The sequence below is a fragment of the Pseudomonas leptonychotis genome, from assembly GCF_004920405.1.
Lineage (GTDB): Bacteria > Pseudomonadota > Gammaproteobacteria > Pseudomonadales > Pseudomonadaceae > Aquipseudomonas > Aquipseudomonas leptonychotis.
Map to the genome: position 1 here is coordinate 1 of NZ_RFLV01000006.1, position 22,641 is coordinate 22,641.

22 protein-coding genes are annotated in these 22,641 nt (G+C 51.2%); all 22 read right to left on the bottom strand.

Annotation, left to right across the window (positions count from 1 at the left end):
- Positions 1-230: 230 nt before the first annotated feature.
- The 22 genes from D8779_RS19110 to neuB all read right to left on the bottom strand — a co-directional run bounded on the left by D8779_RS19110 (position 231) and on the right by neuB (position 22,640).
- Complete coding sequence (locus D8779_RS19110) at positions 231-1,394, bottom strand: MFS transporter (RefSeq protein WP_136666129.1); 1,164 nt, start codon at positions 1,392-1,394, stop codon at positions 231-233.
- Between the two features lie 128 nt (positions 1,395-1,522).
- Complete coding sequence (locus D8779_RS19115) at positions 1,523-2,329, bottom strand: SDR family oxidoreductase (RefSeq protein ID WP_136666131.1); 807 nt, start codon at positions 2,327-2,329, stop codon at positions 1,523-1,525.
- A gap of 104 nt (positions 2,330-2,433) precedes the next feature.
- On the bottom strand, positions 2,434-2,805 hold the full coding sequence (locus D8779_RS19120; protein WP_136666133.1) for a DUF2784 domain-containing protein: 372 nt from the start codon (positions 2,803-2,805) through the stop codon (positions 2,434-2,436).
- Positions 2,806-2,934: 129 nt separating this feature from the next.
- Positions 2,935-3,258: a ComEA family DNA-binding protein gene (locus D8779_RS19125; protein WP_136666135.1), complete on the bottom strand. Its 324-nt coding sequence runs from the start codon at positions 3,256-3,258 to the stop codon at positions 2,935-2,937.
- A gap of 162 nt (positions 3,259-3,420) precedes the next feature.
- Positions 3,421-5,406, bottom strand: a complete 1,986-nt coding sequence (locus D8779_RS19130; RefSeq protein WP_420875615.1) for a polysaccharide biosynthesis protein — start codon at positions 5,404-5,406, stop codon at positions 3,421-3,423.
- Positions 5,407-5,548: 142 nt separating this feature from the next.
- A complete protein-coding gene (locus D8779_RS19135; RefSeq protein ID WP_136666139.1) occupies positions 5,549-6,580 on the bottom strand; it encodes an MraY family glycosyltransferase in 1,032 nt (343 codons plus the stop codon).
- A complete protein-coding gene (locus D8779_RS19140) occupies positions 6,577-7,542 on the bottom strand; it encodes a UDP-glucose 4-epimerase family protein (protein WP_136666141.1) in 966 nt (321 codons plus the stop codon). Before D8779_RS19140 ends, D8779_RS19135 begins: the two co-directional genes overlap by 4 nt.
- On the bottom strand, positions 7,536-8,792 hold the full coding sequence (locus D8779_RS19145) for a glycosyltransferase family 4 protein (protein WP_136666143.1): 1,257 nt from the start codon (positions 8,790-8,792) through the stop codon (positions 7,536-7,538). The genes D8779_RS19140 and D8779_RS19145 overlap by 7 nt, the downstream gene beginning before the upstream one ends.
- Before the next feature lie 8 nt (positions 8,793-8,800).
- Positions 8,801-9,934, bottom strand: a complete 1,134-nt coding sequence (gene wecB, locus D8779_RS19150) for a non-hydrolyzing UDP-N-acetylglucosamine 2-epimerase (protein WP_136666145.1) — start codon at positions 9,932-9,934, stop codon at positions 8,801-8,803.
- Positions 9,935-9,957: 23 nt separating this feature from the next.
- Positions 9,958-11,076, bottom strand: coding sequence for a UDP-2-acetamido-2,6-beta-L-arabino-hexul-4-ose reductase (gene wbjC, locus D8779_RS19155; RefSeq protein WP_136666147.1), 1,119 nt, complete (start codon positions 11,074-11,076; stop codon positions 9,958-9,960).
- A gap of 3 nt (positions 11,077-11,079) precedes the next feature.
- Entirely contained in the window at positions 11,080-12,114 is a 1,035-nt protein-coding gene (locus D8779_RS19160) for a polysaccharide biosynthesis protein (RefSeq protein ID WP_136666149.1), read from the bottom strand.
- Between the two features lie 31 nt (positions 12,115-12,145).
- Positions 12,146-12,931 carry an AglZ/HisF2 family acetamidino modification protein gene (locus D8779_RS19165; RefSeq protein ID WP_136666151.1) on the bottom strand — a complete coding sequence of 262 codons (786 nt, stop codon included), beginning with the start codon at positions 12,929-12,931 and terminating at the stop codon, positions 12,146-12,148.
- A gap of 1 nt (position 12,932) precedes the next feature.
- Entirely contained in the window at positions 12,933-13,547 is a 615-nt protein-coding gene (hisH, locus tag D8779_RS19170; protein ID WP_136666153.1) for an imidazole glycerol phosphate synthase subunit HisH, read from the bottom strand.
- Complete coding sequence (locus tag D8779_RS19175) at positions 13,544-14,698, bottom strand: N-acetyl sugar amidotransferase (protein WP_276605894.1); 1,155 nt, start codon at positions 14,696-14,698, stop codon at positions 13,544-13,546. The genes hisH and D8779_RS19175 overlap by 4 nt, the downstream gene beginning before the upstream one ends.
- A gap of 21 nt (positions 14,699-14,719) precedes the next feature.
- Positions 14,720-16,024 (bottom strand): hypothetical protein, encoded by a 1,305-nt coding sequence (locus tag D8779_RS19180; protein ID WP_136666157.1) that lies wholly within the window; start codon positions 16,022-16,024, stop codon positions 14,720-14,722.
- Positions 16,021-17,388: a hypothetical protein gene (locus D8779_RS19185; protein WP_205895854.1), complete on the bottom strand. Its 1,368-nt coding sequence runs from the start codon at positions 17,386-17,388 to the stop codon at positions 16,021-16,023. Before D8779_RS19185 ends, D8779_RS19180 begins: the two co-directional genes overlap by 4 nt.
- The gene (locus D8779_RS19190; RefSeq protein WP_136666159.1) at positions 17,385-18,152 is read right to left on the bottom strand and encodes an oxidoreductase; all 768 of its coding nucleotides are present in this window, start codon (positions 18,150-18,152) and stop codon (positions 17,385-17,387) included. Before D8779_RS19190 ends, D8779_RS19185 begins: the two co-directional genes overlap by 4 nt.
- A complete protein-coding gene (locus D8779_RS19195; RefSeq protein WP_136666161.1) occupies positions 18,149-18,835 on the bottom strand; it encodes an acylneuraminate cytidylyltransferase family protein in 687 nt (228 codons plus the stop codon). Before D8779_RS19195 ends, D8779_RS19190 begins: the two co-directional genes overlap by 4 nt.
- Positions 18,832-19,845 (bottom strand): Gfo/Idh/MocA family protein, encoded by a 1,014-nt coding sequence (locus D8779_RS19200; protein WP_136666163.1) that lies wholly within the window; start codon positions 19,843-19,845, stop codon positions 18,832-18,834. Before D8779_RS19200 ends, D8779_RS19195 begins: the two co-directional genes overlap by 4 nt.
- Positions 19,842-20,888, bottom strand: a complete 1,047-nt coding sequence (locus D8779_RS19205) for a nucleotidyltransferase family protein (RefSeq protein ID WP_136666165.1) — start codon at positions 20,886-20,888, stop codon at positions 19,842-19,844. The genes D8779_RS19200 and D8779_RS19205 overlap by 4 nt, the downstream gene beginning before the upstream one ends.
- A gap of 16 nt (positions 20,889-20,904) precedes the next feature.
- A complete protein-coding gene (locus D8779_RS19210; protein WP_240789770.1) occupies positions 20,905-21,576 on the bottom strand; it encodes an acetyltransferase in 672 nt (223 codons plus the stop codon).
- Positions 21,573-22,640 carry an N-acetylneuraminate synthase gene (gene neuB / locus D8779_RS19215; protein WP_136666167.1) on the bottom strand — a complete coding sequence of 356 codons (1,068 nt, stop codon included), beginning with the start codon at positions 22,638-22,640 and terminating at the stop codon, positions 21,573-21,575. Before neuB ends, D8779_RS19210 begins: the two co-directional genes overlap by 4 nt.
- Between the last annotated feature and the right edge of the window lies 1 nt (position 22,641).

The window sequence follows — 22,641 nt, forward strand, 5'->3', positions numbered from 1 at the left end:
CCTCGTTCAGTGACCTGCTTGACGGCTTCAATTTTGAATTCTTCGGGATAACGCGAGTTACTCATGGCACCTCCTAGTGGGCCGTATTATGAGGCTTGGAGGTGTCTACGAAACTAGGGGCGATTCACTCCAGCAAATCAAGGCTGCCTTCTATCACAGCCTCAGAGGCCAAGGAAGGAACTGCTGCTAAATACCCACCATCAGCCTGGTAACACTGCGCTCAGCCAACCTCAGGCAAAGGCACGTTTAGGCCCATGACGCATCACCCAAGCCAACAATGTCATCAACACCGCGAGCGCAGTCAGCACCATGAATGGAATCTGGTAGCTGCCGGACAAGTCCCGCACCAGTCCCGTCAGCACAGGTGTGGTGCAGGCTAGGCTATAGCCGGTAAACAGCATCATCGCGGTCCAGCGGCTGACCGCCAACGGCGAACCCGCCTCATACAGCGGCAATACCAATGACAACGCAAAAGAGCCGCCCAGGCCAAAACCGATAGTGACTGCCCACACCTCCGGCAACACGGTTGGCTGAAAGGTAATCATCGCCAAACTAATCGACGACAACAGCCCACAGCCCAGCAGCAGTAGATAACGGTTGTGGAACCGCTGCGCCAGCCAGGGTAACAAGAATGAGCTGGGCAACCCCATCAGCATCGATACACTGAACAGGCTGTTGCTGTGCATCAGGCTCAACCCGGCTTCGTGATAGCGTGCCACTGCCCAGGTTGCCAGGGCGTAGAACAACCCCGCTTGAATGGCAAAAAACGCACTGATTAACCAGGCTCGCGGCTGCCGCCAGGGCAAGCCGCTGGCGGCCTCATTGTCGGTTTCGATACGATTAGGCAGAAACAGCCACAGCAACAATCCCAACAACGCCGGTAACGCCCACACAGCCAGGCCACGGGTCCAATCATCCCCCAGCCACTGCGTGGCCGGCACCGTCAGCACCGCACCACCGGCGCCACCAATCGCCATACCCAGTGAATACCAGCCCACCACGCTGCCCATGCGCCCAGCAAAATGGCGCTTGATAAACCCCGATAGCAACGGCCCGGCAACCGCAATGGCCGCCCCCAGCAGCACAGCACTGCCAATCAAAATCACACTGGCGTGCCCGACAATGCGTAGCAGCAACGCCACTGCGATCACGGCCATGCACAAGGCAATGGTGCGTTCAAGACCCAGGCGCACCGCCAAACGCGGTGCAAAAGGCGCTAACAACCCCATACACAGTACGGGCAGAGCAGTCGTCAGACTGATCAGGCTGCGGCTCAGCGCAAGCTCTTCGGCGATTCGCTCGATGAGCGGTGCGAGGGAGGTGATCCCGGGCCGCAAGTTGATTGCAGCCAGGATAAGGGCCAGCAACAGCATGACCCGTGGGAAAGGTTTCACAGTAACCCATCAGTTTTGCGGCCATGCCGACATGGCCGCAAACCTTAGAGTGCAAGTTCATCGCAAACAAGTCTAAACGGCGATTAAGTTGACCTCTAGATCAAAAAACCACATTCCCCTACGGCGGATCACTTAACGCGCGGTGCACGCATTCTGTCGGCCATTGTGGTCATTTCGTTGTATAGCAACTGCGGATTCTGCTTTTTCAAAGCCCACGCCATACGGCCCTGCTCATGGGGCAAAATCATAAACTCGCCTTTGGCGATTTCTTCGTAAATGTAGTCAGCAATATCCGCTGCACTGATCGGCGAGCTTTCCAGCAGCTTACCCACCTGCGCTTTCATCGCCGGTGTAGGTCCCCGGAAGGAATCGAGCAAATTGGTCTGGAAGAACGATGGGCAAACCACATGAACGCTGACTTCATGCATCTTCAATTCGATCAGCAAGCTTTCCGACAAGGCCACCACACCAGCCTTGGCCACGTTGTAGTTACTCATCGCCGGCCCCTGCATCAAGGCTGCCATCGAGGCAACGTTGACGATCTTGCCTTTGCTCTTCTCCAGCAACGGCAGGAAGGCTTTGCAACCCTTAACCACGCCCATGAGATTGATCGCGATCTGCCAATCCCAATCCTCCAGCGACAGTTCACCGAAGAAACCACCAGAGGCAACGCCAGCGTTGTTGACGATCACATCAATGCCGTCAAGCTTCTCCTCGCAGGCTTGGGCAAATGCCGTCAGCTGGCTGTAATCACGCACATCACAGCGCTGAGTAAAACCATCGCCGCCCGCGTCGCGAACCAACTGCAAGGTTTCGAGCAAACCCGCTTCATTGACGTCCGACAACGCCAACTGCCAGCCCTCACGCGCCCAACGCAAGGCAATTTCACGCCCCAAACCCGAACCTGCGCCGGTGATCATCATGCGATTTTGCATAGGAAAGCTGCCTTTGCTGCTGTGATTAATGGGGTCAGTGTAGCCGGGTAAATTATCTTCCCCGCATACCATCATTCCTCTGAATAAGCGGGCCTAAGCTCAACTCACGGCTGCCGGTAGCGCTGCCAAAGCAACACGCCATAAACCAGCCCGTTGAGCAGCAGAGCGAACAGCCCCAAGCCAAGCTGAAGCTGCGGCGTCAACCCGGCCGGGTAGATAATCGGCAGCAGATAGTGCTCAACGAAACCACCGCGATACCCCGCCTGCCCCGCAGCCAGACGCAGACTCTGCTCCAGTGGTGTCAGCGGACAGGGCCAGTGCATCAATTCCACCAGCACACCCCACAAGGCCGCCGGCACATGCAACCAAGCCAACCCGCGCCAACGCCATACCAACAAACCGCCTAGCACAGCAAATAGAATGAATAGCAGGTGCACCACCACCACGCCATCTGCCGCCAATGCCAACCAGAACATGCACTTCCTCGCTGCGAACCCTTTGCCTATTACTGCCACGCAATATGCCGCGCGTATTGCCACTGTATTTACACACAATAAAAAGGCCGGTTAATAACCGGCCTTCGTTCACCATTGCTGGTGCAGGTGTTAGTTGATACTTAACTTGTCGCGATTTTTCTCCAACGTTGCCTCGCCAATCCCCTTGACCTCCAGCAACTCATCCACAGAAGCAAAGTCGCCGTGCTCATCACGGTAGGCAACAATCGCCTGCGCTTTGACCTCGCCGACTCCCAACAACTCACGCTGCAGGGTGGCGGCATCGGCAGTATTGAGATTGATCTTACCGACCGGTGCCACTTCAGCTGCATCAACAGCAGGTGCTGGCGGGGTCTGAGTTTCAGCGGCGAAAACCGCCAAGGACATGGAAGCAATCAGAGCGAACAACAGAGCGGACAGTTTGGCTTTTAGCATAAGTGCATCCTTTCGTTAGTTTTCACAAGTACGTGGGACTTCCCTCTCCACGCAGTGAAAACTAGCTGCTGCCAAACACTTGTCAAATAACTGTACGCCTCATCAGCTGAATCAGCTCAAGCTGCAGCTCATGCCCTACTCAAAAGTGCTTACGGGATAGCCCTAAGGGTCAAGACGTCGCTTCATATGAATCCAGTCAACAATCTCGCCTTCAGGCTTGTAGCCACTGACCGTCTCGCGCAACAGCTGGCGAACACGCTCATAGTCATCGCGTTCAACAGCATCTAGTACGTCGCTCAAGCGCACCTTGAACAGCGCCCATGAAAGATGCTCTTCACTAGCCCGCATAATCATTGGGTGCTCAGTCGGGCTGACATTATCGCCAATCAACAACTCTTCGTAGAGCTTCTCGCCTGGGCGTAAGCCGGTGAACTCGATAGCGATATCACCGTGAGGACTCTTAGCAGAACGAACGCTAAGACCACTGAGATGAACCATTTTTTCGGCCAGCTCAGCAATTTTGACTGGTTCCCCCATATCCAACACAAACACATCACCACCCTCGCCCATAGCTCCGGCCTGAATAACCAACTGCGCGGCCTCCGGGATGGTCATAAAGTAGCGAGTAATATTAGGGTGCGTGACGGTAACCGGCCCGCCCTTTTGAATTTGCTCGTGGAAAAGGGGAATCACTGAACCGGATGAGCCCAACACATTGCCAAAACGCACCATAGTAAAGCGCGTCTTATTTAGCTGACACAGTGCTTTATCATCCCCAAACAACACCGGCGCAGCCTCATGGCTAAGCGCCTGCAGCACCATCTCGGCTAAACGCTTGGTACTACCCATGACATTTGTAGGCCGTACGGCTTTGTCAGTAGAGATCAGCACGAAATTGCTCACCCTGGCCCTAATTGCTGCTTGCGCGGTGTTGAGCGTGCCCACTAAGTTGTTCAGCACGCCTTCAGCAATATTGTGCTCCACCATCGGTACATGCTTATAGGCGGCGGCGTGATAAATGGTATCCACTTTCCAGGTTTGCATCACATCAAGAAGCCTATCGGCGTTACGAATCGAACCCAGAATCGGCACCAAGCGCAGCGGTAGCGACTCACGTTTGACCCGCGACTCCAACTCAGCATGAATGCTGTAAAGATTGAACTCACTGTGTTCAAACAATAAAAGTGTCAGCGGTTCGTTGAGCATTATTTGCCGGCACAACTCAGCACCAATTGAGCCACCAGCACCTGTGACCATCACCACCTGGCCACGGATACAGCGTTCAAACAACGTTTGTTGCGGCGCAACCGCATCACGCCCCAGCAAGTCGGCGATATCCACCTCCTGCACATCCTCGACCTTCACCCGGCCACTGGCTAAATCCATGAATCCGGGGATACTGCGCACATGCAAGGGAAAGCGCTCCAACTCCTCTAGAACCTGCCGGCGCCGCGCGCGCGAAGCAGATGGCATGGCCAAAAGAATTTCATCAGCACCCGTTTCATTGATCATCTGCTGGATGTGCTTGGAGGTGTAAACCCTTAACCCGGCAATCACTCTATTGGCGATACCTGAGTCGTCATCAATAAACGCCACCGGGCGCATACCACGCCCCAGCCTGAGTGCAGCAACCAACTGATTACCAGCCGCCCCCGCGCCATAAATGGCCACTTTAGGCAAACCACTGTCGCGCCCTCGCAGCCTGGTAGGCTGGTCAACAGAGAACCAATCCCCCATGAAGTATTGGCGCATTAAGAGCCGTAAACCGCCGACGAGCACCAAACTCAGCCACCAATAGTTGAACACCATAGACCGTGGAATCAGCTTAGGTGCCGCCTGATACCAATACACAGCCAGCGCCAGCAATAGCGTCGACAAGGTAACGGCCTTAGCGATGGCCAGGAGCGCATCGTTACCGAAATAGCGCATTACCGCACGGTACATACCAAAGCGAATAAACAACGGAATGGCGATAATCGGTGCCAACGCAAATAACCAAGCATGCCCGGAAAAGGGCTCTATAGCCTCGCTATCACCCAAGCGCACAACAAACGCCAACCAAAGGGCAACCCAAACGAGAGCCACATCCGTTGTCACCTGAATCAGTCGCTTACTGCGTCGTGGCAAGCTCACCAGACGACTGCGCAACTTTTCAGCAAGTCTTAACACAACACTTCCTCAACTTCTAAAGCTGGCTAGGAATTAACGACAACACCTTGCGGCGCAATGACTGGCTAGAGCTCGGCTATATAAACCAATCAACGCCTATCAGCACTTGAAGGAAGAGCGCTTAACGCGACTCCAGCTCACCGGCCTTATACTTCAACGCCAACCCAATCAGCGGTGCATAGGCAATCGCCAGACCAACCAAACCATCCAACCCACTCCAGCCAACCCACAGCGCAATGGGCAGCAGCCAGAACAAATTAAGCGCTGCCACCGCAAGCGTCACCGGCAAGTGCCGACCAAACCGCCGCGAAGCATACTGGTAAGCATGGCTACGATGAGCCTCATACACTTTATCGCCGCGCAATAAACGGCGCAGCAAGGTAAAAGTGGCATCGACAATAAACACGCCAAGCAGAATCAGCCAGCTCCAAAGCAACTGCGGCGCCACCCAGGCTGCCTGCAGTGACATCACGCCCAGAGTGATTCCAAGAAAACCACTGCCCGCATCCCCCATAAAGATCCGTGCCGGTGGGAAATTCCAGAACAGAAAGCCCGCCACCGCAGCTGCAAGCAGCACTGGCATGACCCAAACCGTAAGCTGAGCTGAGCCTGCGAAGCCCAGGATGGCGTACAAAAAAGCCCCGCCAATACACACGCAAATCGCCTCGACACTGGCAATGCCATCAATGCCGTCCATAAAATTATAGAGGTTGAGCAGCCACACCAGATACACCGCAGCCAGCGCATGACCAAACCAGCCCAGATCGACGGTGAAACCGAACATCAGTAAAGGCGGCAAGCCACTGAGCCAGAACAGCGCCCAAATAGCCGCAGCAAAATGACCAAGCAAGCGCCAGCGCGCGGCGATATGACCGTGATCATCGAGAAAACCCAGCACGGCAATACCCGTTCCCGAACCCAGCAGCGCCCAAGTCAAAGGCCAAGCGATAAAGCCGCCCCTCGCCATCAACGGCAACACCAACAAAAAGCTGATCACGATAGCCACGCCACCGCCGCGCGGCGTCGGCACCGAGTGCGAGCTACGAGCATTGGGGATATCAATCAAACTGCGAGCCAGGGCGTAGCGGCGCAACGCGCCTGTCATAAAAAGCGAAATGCCGACCACCGCCGGCAACAACCACCAGATACTCATTTAGCGTGCTGTTCCAGAAAATTTTTGGCCGTCTTGCGCAACGCTTCATCGACGCTGACCGGCGGGATCCAGTGAAGTAGCTCACGGGTTTTGTCGATGTCCACCTGTAGCGAACCGCATAAGCGCTGGGAAAGGTCTTTCTTGCCGAGCAGCGCCGCCCCCATCTCCAGCAGCCGGCTCGGGACCGGCAATAGCCGGGCCGGTTTGCCCAAGGCTGCCCCCATACGACGCAATAACTCGCTCGTCGAAAGATCCTCGCCATCGCTAACTAGGAAGGTCTGGTTAGCCGCAGCAGGGTGCTCGATACAGGTCACAATCAGATCGACCAGATTGTCCAAGGCAACCAGGCTACGCTGGTTATGGATGGCCCCAAACGGCAAAGGCACGCCCTTGTGCAGCCAGCGCATCATATTGAGGAAGTTAGCCTTCACCCCCGGTCCATAGACCAGGGGCGGCCGGATAATCACCACCTCCATCCCGGTTTCAGACGCCAATGCGCGCAGACCATGCTCGGCTTCCATCTTTGAAATACCGTAAGGATCCGCCGGCAGTGATTGAGCGTCGGCAAGGTAAGGCACACCTACTGGCGTGCCCTCGCCGTTGACCTTGATCGAACTGATAAAGATAAAGCGGCGCGCACCCGCCTGCGCAGCCTGGCGGGCAAGGTTCAAGGTGCCCTCAACATTAACCTTGCGAAACTCGGCGAGCGGGTCGGACGACTCATCCCGCATAACGTGGACGCGGGCGGCGCTGTGGATAACCACTTCGCTGCCGTCGAGTGCAAGCTTCCAATCTGTATTGGCATCGAGCCCAGGCAAGGATAGATACCTCGCGCCGCTTGGCACAATAATCGTCTCGGCTCGTGAACAGACGACCACCGCCATGCCGTCCTGGCAAAGGCGATTAAGCACGGATCGCCCAACAAACCCTGTACCACCAGTCAACAATACTTTATTCAACATGACTTGCCGTCCCTGCGAGTGGCCTGACGAAACAAGCTCACCAGATCCGAGAAGAGCTTTACCTTGGAGAAATGCTCTTCATAGTAATGCTTACCCAACGCCCCCATCGACTCACGCTGCTGCGAGGTCATGGCCGCCATCTGCTCGACAATGCTGGAGAACGCCTGACGATCACCCGAAGGACAGGCCAGACCGGCACCGGCCTCCTCAATAACGCGGGCTGCCTCACCACCGATCATACCCAAAATCGGCTTACCGGATGCCAAGTATGCTTGTACCTTGCCGGGGATGGTTTTCTCGAATACTTCGTTAGTTTTCAGTGAGACCAACAATGCATCTGCCGTCGCAAAAAGAGGGGGCATGGCGTCGAGAGGATGGCGTCCCAACAGAAATACATTGTCCAATCTCCGTTCGGCGACCTGCTGCTCTAGCCACTCACTAATCCTACCGTCCCCGACGATCAGCCAGCGTATAACCAACTTGGCTCGCAAAGCCTCGGCAACATCGAGAATGGCGGGAAAGTCCTGTGCGTCACCCAAGTTGCCGGCAAACAAAATGGTGAAAGAGAGCGGTTCACGCTTGATCAGAAACGATCCCTCCGCCGGCAGGCTAGAAAAACCATCCTCAGCCCAGCTTGGAAAATATACCAACCGCTCGGAAGGCATCGCCCGCGTACAGTACTGCTTCACGCTGGAGCTAAAAGCTTTCGATTGGAGGAGCAAATAGTCGGCCCTGTTGTATATCCAGGACACCCCTTTACCCACTAGAGCGAGCAGGCGTGCATTGCTCAATACACCAACCGCTTTTAACGTCTCTGGCCATAGATCAAGCACCCAGATAAACACTGGTACCTTCTTCAACTTACCAATCACCAGTGCAGGGATAGCCGACATGATCGGCGATACCGCATAGACAAAAATCGCGTCGAATTCTTTTCCGCGCAGCTTCCAACTGCCCAACACAGAGCCACTAATGAAGAACGACACGTAGTTCAGGATGAGAGTGATGCTGCTCTTGCCACGTGGAACGAACGGTACCCGCACAACCTTTGCACCCCGATACTCGGCGTACTGCTCTGGCGACCGGCGGTAACTCTCAAAAACGCTGCCTTCGGGGTAATTGGGCCAGCCAGTTAAAACAGTGACCTCGTGCCCACGTTGAATCAATCCCTCGGCGAGATCGTTGATACGCATATTTTCCGGCCAGAAATACTGGCTAACGATTAGAACCTTCAATTTTTGCTCAGGCATGCGAAGGCTCAGTCATTCCGTTTCCAGACATTACGCATCACATAATCGCGATAACTGTGAATAATCCGCACCACTTTATCAGCAACGTTGGGCATGCTGTAGTCGGCCACCAAACGCAAGCTGCGATCATCGCCTCGACTCTGGCTCTCCAGTAACTTCAAGCCCTGCAGCACACGTTCCACTTCCAGGCCCACCATCATTACAGCAGCCTCTTCCATACCTTCCGGACGCTCATGGGCTTCGCGAATATTCAATGCAGGGAAGTTGAGGATCGAAGACTCTTCATTGATCGTTCCGCTGTCTGACAACGCAGCCATAGAGGTAAGTTGCAGCTTGTTGTAATCCTTGAAACCCATTGGCTTGAGGAGCCGCACATTGGCATGGAACTTCACGCCCATCGCATCCACACGTTTCTGGGTGCGCGGGTGGGTAGAAACAATCACTGGGTAGCCATAGCGTTCGGCCAAGGTATTGAGCACATCGACCAGCTTGAGAAAATTCTTATCGGAGTCGATGTTCTCTTCGCGATGACCACTGACCACAAAGAACTTGCCCGCTTCCAAGCCTAATCGTTCCAGCACATCTGAAGCCTCAATACCATCACGATAGTAATTGAGCACCTCAAACATAGGGCTACCCGTCTTGATAATCATGTCTGGCGACAGACCTTCACGCAGCAGATAGTCGCGTGCAATGGTGCTATAAGTCAGATTGATATCAGCGGTGTGATCGACGATACGCCGGTTGATCTCTTCCGGCACTCGCATATCGAAGCAACGGTTTCCCGCCTCCATATGGAACGTCGGGATCTTGCGACGCTTGGCTGGAATCACCGCCATACAGCTGTTGGTATCGCCCAAAACCAACAAAGCCTCAGGCTGCACTTCAGCCAGCACACGATCCACAGCAATAATTACATTACCGATAGTCTCGGCACCAGATGCACCAGCCGCGTTAAGAAAGTGATCCGGCTTACGAATACCCAGATCATCAAAAAAAATCTGATTCAGTTCATAGTCGTAATTCTGCCCGGTATGCACCAATACATGCTCACAATGCTCATCTAACTTGGCCATGACCCGCGACAAACGTATGATTTCCGGACGAGTACCAACAACAGTGACAACTTTCAGCTTTTTCATTGCAAATCCTTGTTCAAAGCGACTTAGGCTTTGGTGCCGACCGGACAAGCGAAGGTGTCTGGCTTCTCACGGTCGAAAATTTCGTTAGCCCAAAGCATCACGATCATTTCCTCATCGCCAACATTGGTGATGTCATGGGTCCAGCCGGGGACTGTCTCGACGATTTCCGGTTGCTCACCATTGGTGAACAATTCGTAAAATTCGCCCGATATAATTTGGCGAAAACGAAAACAGGCCTTGCCTTTGATAACCAGAAACTTCTCGGTCTTGGAGTGGTGGTAGTGCCCGCCACGAGTGATGCCAGGATGAGCAGTGAAGAAGGAAAACTGCCCCGAGTCCTTGGTTTTAAGCATCTCCACGAACACGCCACGTGAATCGCCGTACTTAGGCACCTCATAGGCAAACCGCTCGGGCGGCAAGTAACTGAGATAAGTTGAGTACAGAGCCCGCGTCAGACCAGTGCCTACCGCCTCGGTAACAAGCGCCTGCCGACTGTCACGAAAAGCGTGCAACTGTTCAGCCAACTCGCCGATCGTGATGCTGTATTGCGGCTCGACACAGACAAAAGGCTCGACCGATAACTGCCCATCCATCAGCGCTATAAAGCGGCTGATGACATTATCGATGTAAACCAGATTGACCAATGCATGCGGATCATTGATCTGGATCGGCAGATCACGGGCAATGTTGTGACAAAACGTCGCCACTGCCGAGTTGTAGTTTGGACGTGCCCACTTGCCAAAAACATTGGGCAAGCGAAACAGAAAAACCGGGGCTGCGTGGCTAGCTGCCAGCTCAAGCAATAGCGTCTCCGCCTCACGCTTGCTTTTGCCATAGGGGTTAGACAACTCAGCCTGACTGGAAGATGTATACAAAACCGGAACTGGACGACCACTGTGCTTGATGGCATCACAGAGGTTGCGCGTCAGATCAGCATTGCCAACCTGGAACTCTTGCGGATCTTGCGGGCGATTAACGCCAGCCAAGTGGAAAACAAAATCCACTTCGCGCACAAGTTCAGGCAAAAGGGCAACGTTCTCTGCTCGAGTAAAACAGCGAACCGTTAAGTCAGGGCGCTCAGCGAGGTGGGCCTGTAAATTCTTGCCGATAAAACCATCGGCGCCTGTAATCAAAATATTCAAAATTTATTCTTCAGCTGTTGCGTGTTCACCACGCTGAATGGCGCGTATAAAATCCAACTTAAGGAGCAAACTCTGCATACCCTCAACATCCAAACGCTCAGTATTATGCGAGTTGTAGTCATCGGTACGAGAAATTTTCTCCTCCCCCTGCTCCACAAACTTGGAGTAATTCAGGTCTCGTAAATCTGGCGGCACACGAAAATACTGACCTCTATCTTCAGCACAGGCTATTTCCTCGCGACTGAGCAATGCCTCGTATAGTTTCTCTCCATGACGAGTACCAATTACTTGAATTGGATGTTCCGGCTTGCCAACCAATGCAGTCAGCGCCTTGGCCAATACGTCTACTGTTGCAGCTGGAGCCTTCTGTACGAACATATCGCCATTATTGCCATGCTCAAAGGCGTACAACACCAGATCAACCGCATCAGCCAGCGTCATCATGAAACGCGTCATGTTCGGATCGGTCAGGGTCAGCGGGATACCTGCGCGAATCTGCTCGATAAACAGAGGAATGACCGAGCCGCGCGACGCCATGACGTTACCGTAGCGCGTGCCACAGATAACCGTACCAGTGCCTTCTAGGTTACGGGATTTGGCCACCATCACTTTTTCCATCATGGCCTTGGAAATCCCCATAGCATTGATGGGGTAAACCGCCTTATCTGTACTTAGGCAAACAACACGTTTGACGCCATTCTGGATCGCAGCCTCCAGCAGATTTTCAGTACCCAGCACGTTAGTCTTGACCGCCTCCATCGGGTAAAACTCACAAGAGGGTACCTGCTTCAACGCAGCAGCATGGAAGACGTAGTCCACACCGCGCGTGGCGTTCAGTACGCTCTGATAGTCGCGTACATCACCGATATAAAATTTCAACTTGGGGCTGGAATAATGCTTACGCATGTCATCCTGCTTCTTTTCGTCGCGGCTGAAGATGCGAATTTCAGCTATATCAGTATCGAGAAAACGTTTGAGCACCGCGTTGCCGAATGAACCAGTGCCACCGGAAATGAGCAACTTCTTACCATTGAACATATGCAATCCTGAAATCATAAAGCAATGCAGCCTAGCGGCGGCCTTGCAGAGCTGAATAGATAGAGTCGCGCTTCTGCTGTGACGTGGGATAACTAATAAGCACCGCCCGATAAGGGCCTTTGAACACGAAAAAACTACCGGCAGCTACGCCGACAACGCCACAGGATGCGACCACATTGTGCATGTCATCAAGGCTGCCACCACCACCAAGTACCGTCAGCGGAACGGTTAGCACCTCGCGCAGGTGTGCAGCCAGCAACAAGTCATAGCCTTTCATCTTTCCGTCGTTATCGATGGAGTTGATAACGATCTCCCCCGCCCCGAGCTTTTCCATTTCAAGCGCAACTTCGACAACGTTGCGCTTGGTGTTGCGGGTGCCATTGTGCGTCCAGACGTCCTGGACTTTACCGAGTAACCGTTGCTTGTGATCTAAAACCACGACAACGCTCTGACGTCCGATTTCAGCGGCAATTTCACTAATCAGAGCGGGGTTGGCAAGCGCAGCCGAGCTGATAGCGACCTTTTCGACGCCCAGGGCGATGATGCGCTTAGCTTGTTCTGCCGTACGCACGCCGCCACCGTAGCAAAGCGGCATTCGGCATTCAGACGCAAGATGAGCGATCTGCTGATAGTCGGGCTCGCGGTTCTTCGCGCTGGCGTCAATATCGATGACGATCAGCTCATCCGCCTCCTTCTCATTGAAGATCTTCACCGCATTAATGGGATCGCCAACGTATTTGGAGTCTTTGAAACGAACGGTCTTAACGAGACCGCTATCCTGAATCAACAAGCAAGGGATGATGCGTGGTCTCAACATTTCACAATTCCGCGAAGTTCTTCAGCAAGGCGACACCACAATGGTGACTCTTCTCGGGATGGAACTGCACCCCATAAACATTCTTCGACGCAACGGAACAACTGAAGCCGATGCCATAGGTCGCCGTGGCGGCGATATGCTCAGGTTCAGCGCACTCGAAAAAGTAAGAGTGAAGGAAATAAAACAGCCAGCCGTCCTGCTGCCCATGAAACAACGGGCTGCCGGGTGTAGGCAATACGTCGTTCCAGCCCATATGAGGTAAAGCAAGCTCACTGGATTCGTTCATAGAATGAAAGTTGCGTACCCTGCCAGGAATCCAGCCTAAGCCAGGCAACACGCCCTCGTCACTTGAGTCGGCAAGCATTTGCATGCCCACACAGATGCCTAGCACAGGAATACCTTGGCCAATGATCATGTCATCAAGCGTTTGCCGCATCCCAGAAGCATTCAAACGCTGCATGGCATGATCGAAAGCCCCCACTCCGGGCAAGATCAGCTTGCTGGCACCAACCAACTGATCATTATTCTTCGCCACCGTAACCGGTATATGCAGGCGTTTGTAGACGTTGACGAAGGCCTGAATGTTACCCAGACCATAATCGATGATGGTGATCATCTGAAAAGCCTTCTCTCCAATCCGAGGGCGCTCATTACACGCGAACCGATACCGATAAGAAAGCGCTTGTTCTTGTAATCCCGGTAAGTCTTGTTTTCCCCAGCAAAGATCGCCTGTAATTCATCGACCGACAGCCCCAGCTTGTTGGCCACGAATTCGAACTCCGTTTTCAGGAACTGCTCGTTCATTTCTGGTTTGGCGATGCGAGCCAGAGCCTCGTCCCGAATCATCTGCCCGGTCATGATCAGGCTGGAAAAGTGGGCACGGCGCTTCTCGTAGCCGAATTTGCGCGGCATCCAATAATCTTCGTAGAAGCGCGTAAACCTTGACTCGTGGTGCTTATGCTGAAACTTCTGCCAACCGAAACGACGCTCCAGCTCGGCTTCAGCGTCTTTCTTGACATACGGCACCAAATTGAGCGGCTTGACTATCTCCATCCCCAGCACACGCTGATAGAGAATCTTGTAGGTCATGATATCGACAAGAGGAAAGGTCTTGAGTGGCCGCTTGCCGAAGAGCTTGTGGATGTCCGTAAACAAGGTCTTATCGATCCCCGGATACCCCCCCCACTCCTCCGGTTCGCGGCAGCACTCGGTCGAATAGTTACCACCGGTAAGCACATATTTAATGCCATGCTTGCGCGCAAACTTGTACAGGCCTGAAAAAAAAGCAGCGTCCTGAGGCAAATCCTGATCCGCAATTTGCGCTCGCAAAAAAGCAACCTGCAGATCCTTCATTTCTTCCCAATTGATGACCTCGGTGTAGAGGTCAAGACCAAGGCCATCCACCAACTTCTCAATATTGCCCACCGCTTGATCGGTATTCCAGCCCGCGTCGACGTGGAACAACAATGGGCGAAGCCCCATCTTCTCCTTCGCAATATAAGCTGCGTACGAGCTATCGAGGCCGCCACTCAACCCAATGATGCAGTCGAAATCTTTGCCTTCTCCCTGCTTCTTGATCTTAGCTGCAAGCGCTGCAAGCTCGGCCTCTCCACGCGCATCGGGATGCCAGTTAGGAGCAATTTCAGATTTGAAGTTATTGCAATAATCGCAGACACCCGAAGAATTAAAGAAGATCCGAGGGTCAGATATATCCATAATGCACTGATTACAAATTTGATACTTCCGCTGCTTGGTTTTTATACTCACGCTATACCCTTATAAAAGCACTTAGACGATGTTGCGCTCGGCCTTGATATTCGCCAGCGTTTCCAATAACAGAGCCAAATAATCCGCAGATGAAGCAGGTAGCATATTCATCGAGTGAACCACAGCAGGCACGCCAGCACCCTCATATTCAATAACCAGTGTAGAAGGGTATGAAACCAAAAGATCAACATCAGGAAAATTCACTTTTCCTGAAATAACGGTCCACCCCACCTGCCCCATCATCATAGACATAGGCGCCATTGGGTGAGGCTTATAATAAGCCGTCAGTTCAAAATTTTCTCGCAATTGCCGAAACAGATATTCATGCAACTGCTCACATAGGGGATGCCCAACAAATAAAACTCTAAGTTTAGAGTCTGTAAAACCGCGTTCAATTTCAATACCTGGCTTAAAATAAGTAACTTTCACCCTCTCACTACAACCTAGAGTTAATACACCAGTCTTAAACGCATTTTCCTCTTCGAGGCTATACACATAGAGATGATTAACACAGTGCAATTTTCTTGGCAGGCAAAGCGTAGATTTCAATGAGTCCTCTTTAGAGCCCAGCCCACCAAGCGCACCATGCTGAATCAGCAATAGCTTACGCGAATAATTAAGGCCAGCCATTCTATCCGCACGATTGCTGGCTGCAATGGAGCTGTCGACCAAAACAGCCCAACGATCGAAATGCTCGGTCATTATCAGCGTACCTGGTAGCTTGTCGATAGCACGACGTACTGCAAACCAACGAAAAGCCGTGTAACTCTGCAAGACCCAACGCGAGGTTCGCTTGCGCCAAAGCAACATATAAGTGGCAATAACTGCATCACGCAAGGCTTGTAATAAATCCCCCCGGGATAGCAGAGAGAAAACGTCTATACACACCACCGACTCAGGTACGCGTCTTAATGGTGCCCATGGCACTGTAATCCAAAAGCTAGAAAAACTTTCAAAATCTTCAGACCCGACAACATCACCAACCCGTGAAGAAAGCGCCAAGACAAAACAACCATCATTATTTGAGAAAAGCCAACTTTTAGATGGCTTATATTTTTTAACGCAACCCAGAAATTGAATTAAAAATAAAACACAGGCACCGCCCAAAACCCAAACAACACTAGCAACTAACCATAAAAAATAAGTAAAAACCCTAAATCTTTTTCCGTAAGAGATCCAACGAGGAACTCTAGGTATATAACCAAACTTAGACACATGGAGAGCGCTCAACCTAAAATACATTTCATCAATCGAAATTTCATTAAGAACGGACTGAAAATAACAAGATAAAAACCTCAAGCGAGAACAATCAAAAAAACAGCTCACAAGTAGTCTCTCTTGACCTTAAAATTAAACTTACTGAAACCAATGTACATAAGAAATATAAAAGGATACATATAAAAATCCGTATGATTAATCAAGCTACCCCTCAAATGAGAAATCATAAAAAGAATCATAACCACAGCCGCAAACCAAGCACCCACACTATTTTTACGGCAGGCCAAACCATATAAATAACCGATAAACCCCAAATAAAAAGCGATAACCGGAAGACCACCAAAGAAATAGAAATTTAAATAGAGGTCAGTTTCTACAGGCCACTGTTCCGTAGCGCGTATCTCCCAGGCACTAGGAAAATATATATCAGTAAGATAATGATTCATATCATAATATAAAGATGCATCACTCAATCCAAACGGAGTCAAAAATTTATTGAAGGGCAAAAAAAATGTAGTCATAAATGCCGAGTCAAAATCACGTAAAGAAACAGCAAGATTCTCTAGAGCCGTAAAATAATTCAGCGTGTACGGCACAATACTTTCAATGTCTATCCAACTCATATTTCTAAAATATAAACCCAGAAACAAAACAAATATAAAACTAAAACCCAAAACCATTGAACCTTTAGAAAAAAATGGAATATATCTGATCCACGGCAAAACAGATAAAACAATAAGCAAAACAATTTGAAATTTACTACCATGAACTGGAGATGTAATTACCAACCAAATCAAAAATAACGCAATCGGAGTACGCTTCCCTTTTGAGCTAGCATACCAGCCAGTAAACAAAGCAAGTAACATAGAGGAAAAATGACTTAAAATCACAAAATGACCCGATCCAGCGCGATTTAAAAAAGCGTCGCCTGGATTACTGATCCACACGCCGAACCCCCCACTATTTAAAACTATTAAAACAACCAATACGGTCGAAAGGAAATAAAAGAAAGACAACAAGATTAAAAAATCACGAACACCAATAACATAGCCTATACCTTGAGAAGTCTTTACAGACTTCTTCGCCCACCGCTCCCCAACAATCATGGCAACAACACCGACGCCAAAAGTGACATAGGCTAGGGCAAAAGCTAAATCATACTGAACAGCGTCCATGACGCCCCCCTGATAACGCTCAGCAAACCAAGGCGCCACAACAAACCATAAGCCATAATAAATATAAAAAAACGTAAGTGGTGAAACAACCTTCCTCGGAACAGCAAAAGCGAAGGTAACAAAATACAAAAACGTAAAAAGATAAAGATCACAAGCCGCCATTAAATAAGCAACGAATACAGTTGCACAGCCAAAAACATAAATAATGAACAATGTCAGTATTTGCCACAACGAAGGCGCGTCGATATCACATGAGTGCCATCCACCCGCCCTACCTAAACTCAAACCACGCCTCACAAGGAAAAACCATCATCAATAATAAAATTTTGCCCGACCACGAACTCGGAAGCATCCGAGAGCAAGAATAAAATAGCCCCAACAATATCCTTTGGCTCAAGCATTCCTTTCTCACGACAGTAGTTATTGTAACGATCCAGAAATGCTTGATCCTGTCCAGCCAGAATCCCTCCTGGGCTCACGCTATTAACTCTAAATTTCGAACCTTTCGTATAAGCTGAAACATAGCTACCAAGATGCTGTAGAGCAGACTTTATTGCCGCATATTCAACAGGCATTGTCATTGGAGTGCCCGCATAAACCTCAAAGCGAGGCGCCATGACTCCGTAAATTGAAGACATATTAACTAATGAGAACCTTGCTTGCGTCTCTACTGCATATTTTGCGCACTGCTGCATAAACAGAAAGTAACCACCCAAGTGCAAAGAAAGATTTTCACAAAAATCCTCATAAGTCACATCAAAAAAACTTCTACCGTAGTTATCATTTCGAGGGTATGCCGTATTGACCGCGCCATCCAACGAGCCGAATTTCGCCACTGCAGCCGCTATCACGCGCTGTATCGAAGCCGCTTGCGTGATATCACCCTCGATAGCTAAGAACCCCTTATTATTACCTTGCTTCGCCTGAAGAACTTGAAGTGCTTGTTCACTCTGGTCGACGGCAACAATATTTGCCCCACTCTCCAGAGCAGCGCCAACAATTTCCCTACCCAGCCGGCCAGCAGCACCTATAATAATCAGAGTCTTATTATTCAAGTTCATTTCTGGCATTTCCTGTAGAGCGTTTCTGCAACCATGAAATCAAACTCATCATCAATATCGACCGCACGCTCTTTTGGTACGATCACCGACTTTACCGTCCCGGAAAATACACCCGAACTTTCCAAGATAAAGCTAGGGCGCGAGACGTATGCTACCGTGGTCATGTCATAGACAGTCGGCGCATCCTGTCGACGGCGAATGGAATCATTGCGTATCACCACTTCGCTGCAACCATTCTCACTGCGAATAAGCATGTTGAAATAGGGGCTGCGCGCAGCAGCCGTCACGGTAACGACCATATCAGTCTGATCATCGAGCTCCGTGAGACATTGCTCAACATCCTCTTTCCCTCTCAGAGGACTGGTTGTCGGCAAGCTAAGAAATACCTCAAAAGACTCGCCCCTTGAGTGCAAAAAATTTATAGCATGTTGCCAGGCCAACCATTCAGAGGCAGTGTCACTAGCAAGTTCCTGCGGCCTTTTGATGACTTCTGCCGAGAAACTTTCAGCAACAGCCGCGATTTCGTCCGAATCGGTGGAAACGAAAATCTTATCAACGGCGCTCAGTTGCTGTGCCAAGCTTATAGAGTGACCTATAAGGGGGATGCCCCCCAGGGGCCTAATATTTTTCCCCGGCAAGCCTTTTGAACCACCACGAGCGAAAATGAAGGCATATACACTCATGATGAAAAATCTCCAATATTCACAACTTGCCTAGTAACTGATGACTGTTTCAGAGCTTCTACTAAACGCAAGGTATTAAGAGCTTGATAGATATCAACTTCAGGCTTGAGCTCACCCGTGGCCACTTTTACAAAACGAGAAAGCTCATCCAGATACATCTCATTGCGATTGTACTCTGTGTCACTGAAAAGGATTTTTTCTCCATCCTGAGCCGTATGCAGAGAAATACTATTACGCAGTAGATTCCAGATTAGCGTGCCGGACTCACCTACAATCTTGCAAGTACGGGAAGGAGCCCGCTGAAGAAAATCCATATGAAGACTGGCAACAAGGCCGTCCCCTCGGCTTAAAATCGCATAGGCACTATCTTCTACATTAACTTCCAAAGCGCCTGAGTTAGAAGCGACACAGTAGACGCTATCGAACGCTCCGAATAACCAAGTCAAGTAATCCAGTTCATGGCTAAGTTCCAGTAAAACGCCACCGCCTAGCTCCTTACGGGCAGAGACATTCTCTCGGTAATCGGTAGCCGGCCGCCAATCAGGCAAATACTGACCAACATCAATTAATACATGATGAATACGCCCCAAAGTCCGTTTTTCCAGCAGTGTTTTAAGATGAATTGCCGACGGCATAAAACGTAGATTGTAGGCAACCTCAATCTTTTCACTATTCGCATGCATAACATCAGCTGCTGCTGCGAAAGACTCCAGTGAATCCGATAGTGGTTTTTCTATCAAGACCGGAATACCGGCGCGCAGTAACATAGCAGCTTGAGACACATGAAAGGGCGCAGGTGAAGCCACTATGGCCAGGAGAGGTTCAGCACTCAAAGCCTCTTCGAAGCTCTGGTAGACGATATCGGCACCAACCTCCTCCAGGCATAAAGCCCGGCCAGACGCGGACACACACCCGACCCGGGCTTCGCAGAACAATGTCTTGATGTTTACGATATGTCGGCGCGCGATGCTGCCACTGCCTACGACCAAGTAACTCTGCGAACCACTCATAGACCGCCGAGCTCTTGCTGTGCCCGCTTAAAATCTTCCATCCGCCCGATATCCAGCCAATACTCATGAACGGGGAACATATTCACGTCATTGCCGTTGGCAATCTCCCGCTCCAACAGGGTGGGCATATCGACGCGAACACCAGGCGCGACACTCTTAACTAAATCAGGCGAAAGAAGGTAAATACCTGCATTGATAAAGAAGCGGTGCACAGGTTTCTCTATCATCGAACAGATGCGATGGCCTTCGCTCTGAATAACGCCATAGGGCACGCAATGCTCATACTCTCGAACGCACATGGTCGCTACACCGCTATGGTCCAGGTGGAACTCCAGTAGATTTTGGAAGTTCAGGGTGGTTAACAGATCACCGTTCATCATAAACAACGGCTGGTCAATTTCATCATGAGGTAATAGACCCAAGGCTCCGCCTGTACCTAACGGCTCATCCTCGTGTATATAACGGATGCTCACGCCCCAGCGGTTACCATCGCCGAAATGCTCACGGATCATCTCGGGCATGTAGTGAGTGGAAATAAAGAAACGGTGGAATCCGGCATTGATGAAGTTCTCGAGAATTAACTCGAGGATGGGTTTATCCCCCACCTTGAGCAACGGTTTCGGGCAATTCTGAGTCAGAGGATGAAGGCGTGTCCCAAAGCCACCGGCCATAAGAAATACTGGATTATCGCGGTGTCGTTTATTCAGGAGGTCATGCAAGGTTTCCAGGCCAATGACCCGTCCTTCTTGGTCGACTACAGGCAACTGAAGCAATTGGTACTTTTCCATGTCCGCCAGGATACGCTCTCTGCTCCAGCTCCTAGCAGCCGTCCGAGGAGTAGCACACATAACGTCTCCGACTGGAACATCGAGAGCCAGGTGCTTCAACAAAGCACGGCGAACATCGCCATCGGTCAAAGTCCCGAGCAAGCGGCGCTCGACGTTGACTACCATCACGATACGTAAGGCTTCTCGGTCAAGCGTTGCAATAGCATCTTCCAGAGTGGTTTCTGGGCCGATAAGCGTGGATTCCCATTGTTTCATTCAAAAACCTTTTAATTTACTTACTAAATTCGGCTTTCTTTAACGCGGCAGACCCTAAAAATATCAGCCTAGCTCCAAGGTCACGAACCAATACAGATCCGGCCCCAACGACAGCCCCCTCTCCTACGGAACGCCCCTGAATCACTGTGGCGCCGCTTGCTATGAAGGCGCTGTCATCGACCCGGACACACCCACATAGTGTGGCACCAGGTGCGATGTGTACATGGGCACCGATACAGCAATCATGATCGACGCTGGCACGAGTATTAATGATCGAGTTAGACCCGATCTCTGTATCAGGCTGAATTACGGCACCCGCCATTACTTGCACACCCTCGTGCAATACCGCACTCGCATCGACCCAGGCGGAGGGATGCACCAACACGGGAAAGCGAAAGCCTTTTGCTACTAAACGCTCGAAGATCCTACGCCGTCCTAAACTACCGACAAGTTGCCCAATGCCGTTGATCAATCCGACAGCGGTAGGATCAAAATCATCAAGAACGTCGTCGCCACCTAACACCTTAATACCACGCCACTCACTCTTCTCTTGCTGAGCCAAAGCGGGGTCACAAACGCCACGTACATTCAATCCCGCCCCCTGAGCAAGAGAAAGCAACACCTTTGCATGGCCGCCAGCACCTAGCATTACCAGCGGCAGACTGTCGTCAGACGTGATGCTCTTCACTCGATAATCTCACCGGCCTGGTAGCTTCGCGCAGAACGCTGACCTACCAATCCCCACAAAGCAGTCGGAGGCAAGCCATGCCCACAACGCGCGGTTGAAAGATCCTCACGGGTGAAAACAGCTCCAGTCGCAATTTCTCGGGCAGCAATCACCTGTTGACGGGCAGCCTTACGGGTATCCCACTCACTGACTTGTGGAGCCTTGCAAGAATCACCTAAAGCCTGCTCAAGAGAGCGTATATCCGAAACCATCTGTTTGAGTTCATCCGGCTCTAACGAGGCCTTGTGGTCTGGTCCTGGTAATGCGCGATCAAGGGTGAAATGCTTTTCTATAACCCTAGCCCCGCGCGCCACTGCGGCTACCGGAATCAAACAGCCTTCGGTATGGTCCGAATAGCCAACATCCAGGCCAAAGGCGCTAGCTAAAGTGTCCATCGCCTTCAGATTCACCTCGCCCAAGGGAGTGGGATATTGAGAGGTACAGTGAAGCAACGTGACATGCCCTTGCAGCCGTTGCCGCGTGCCGCGGTCACCCCAGCAACGCCAGACTTCATCCATGTCAGCAGGCTCCCGGCTATATGCCAGCGCATGCGCGACTACGGCAAGACCCTGCTCCACTTCAGAGAGCGTTGCCATACCAGTAGACAAGATCAGCGGCTTGCCGGTGCGGGCGAATTGCCATAACAAAGGACCGTTAGTCAACTCCCCTGAAGGGACCTTGAAAAGCGGGATACCGAGGTCGACAAGAAAGCTCAAACTGTCTGGATCAAACGCAGTAGAAATGAATTCAATACCCTTTTGCCTGGCATAGACCTGCAGTTCAGCATGCCAACTTCTGGGCAACTCCAGCTTCTTGAGCATTGTCAGTTGGCTTTCGAACTCATCCGTACTCTTTTTCTGGTAAGCCGCCTTAGGGGCGTGTGCTGAAGCCAGACGTGTAGCATCGAACGTCTGGAATTTCACCGCATCGGCACCCGCTGAGGCCGCAGCATCAATTAATGCAAACGCTTTTTCCTTGTCGCCATTATGATTTACACCCGCTTCAGCAATAATCAGCACAGACATG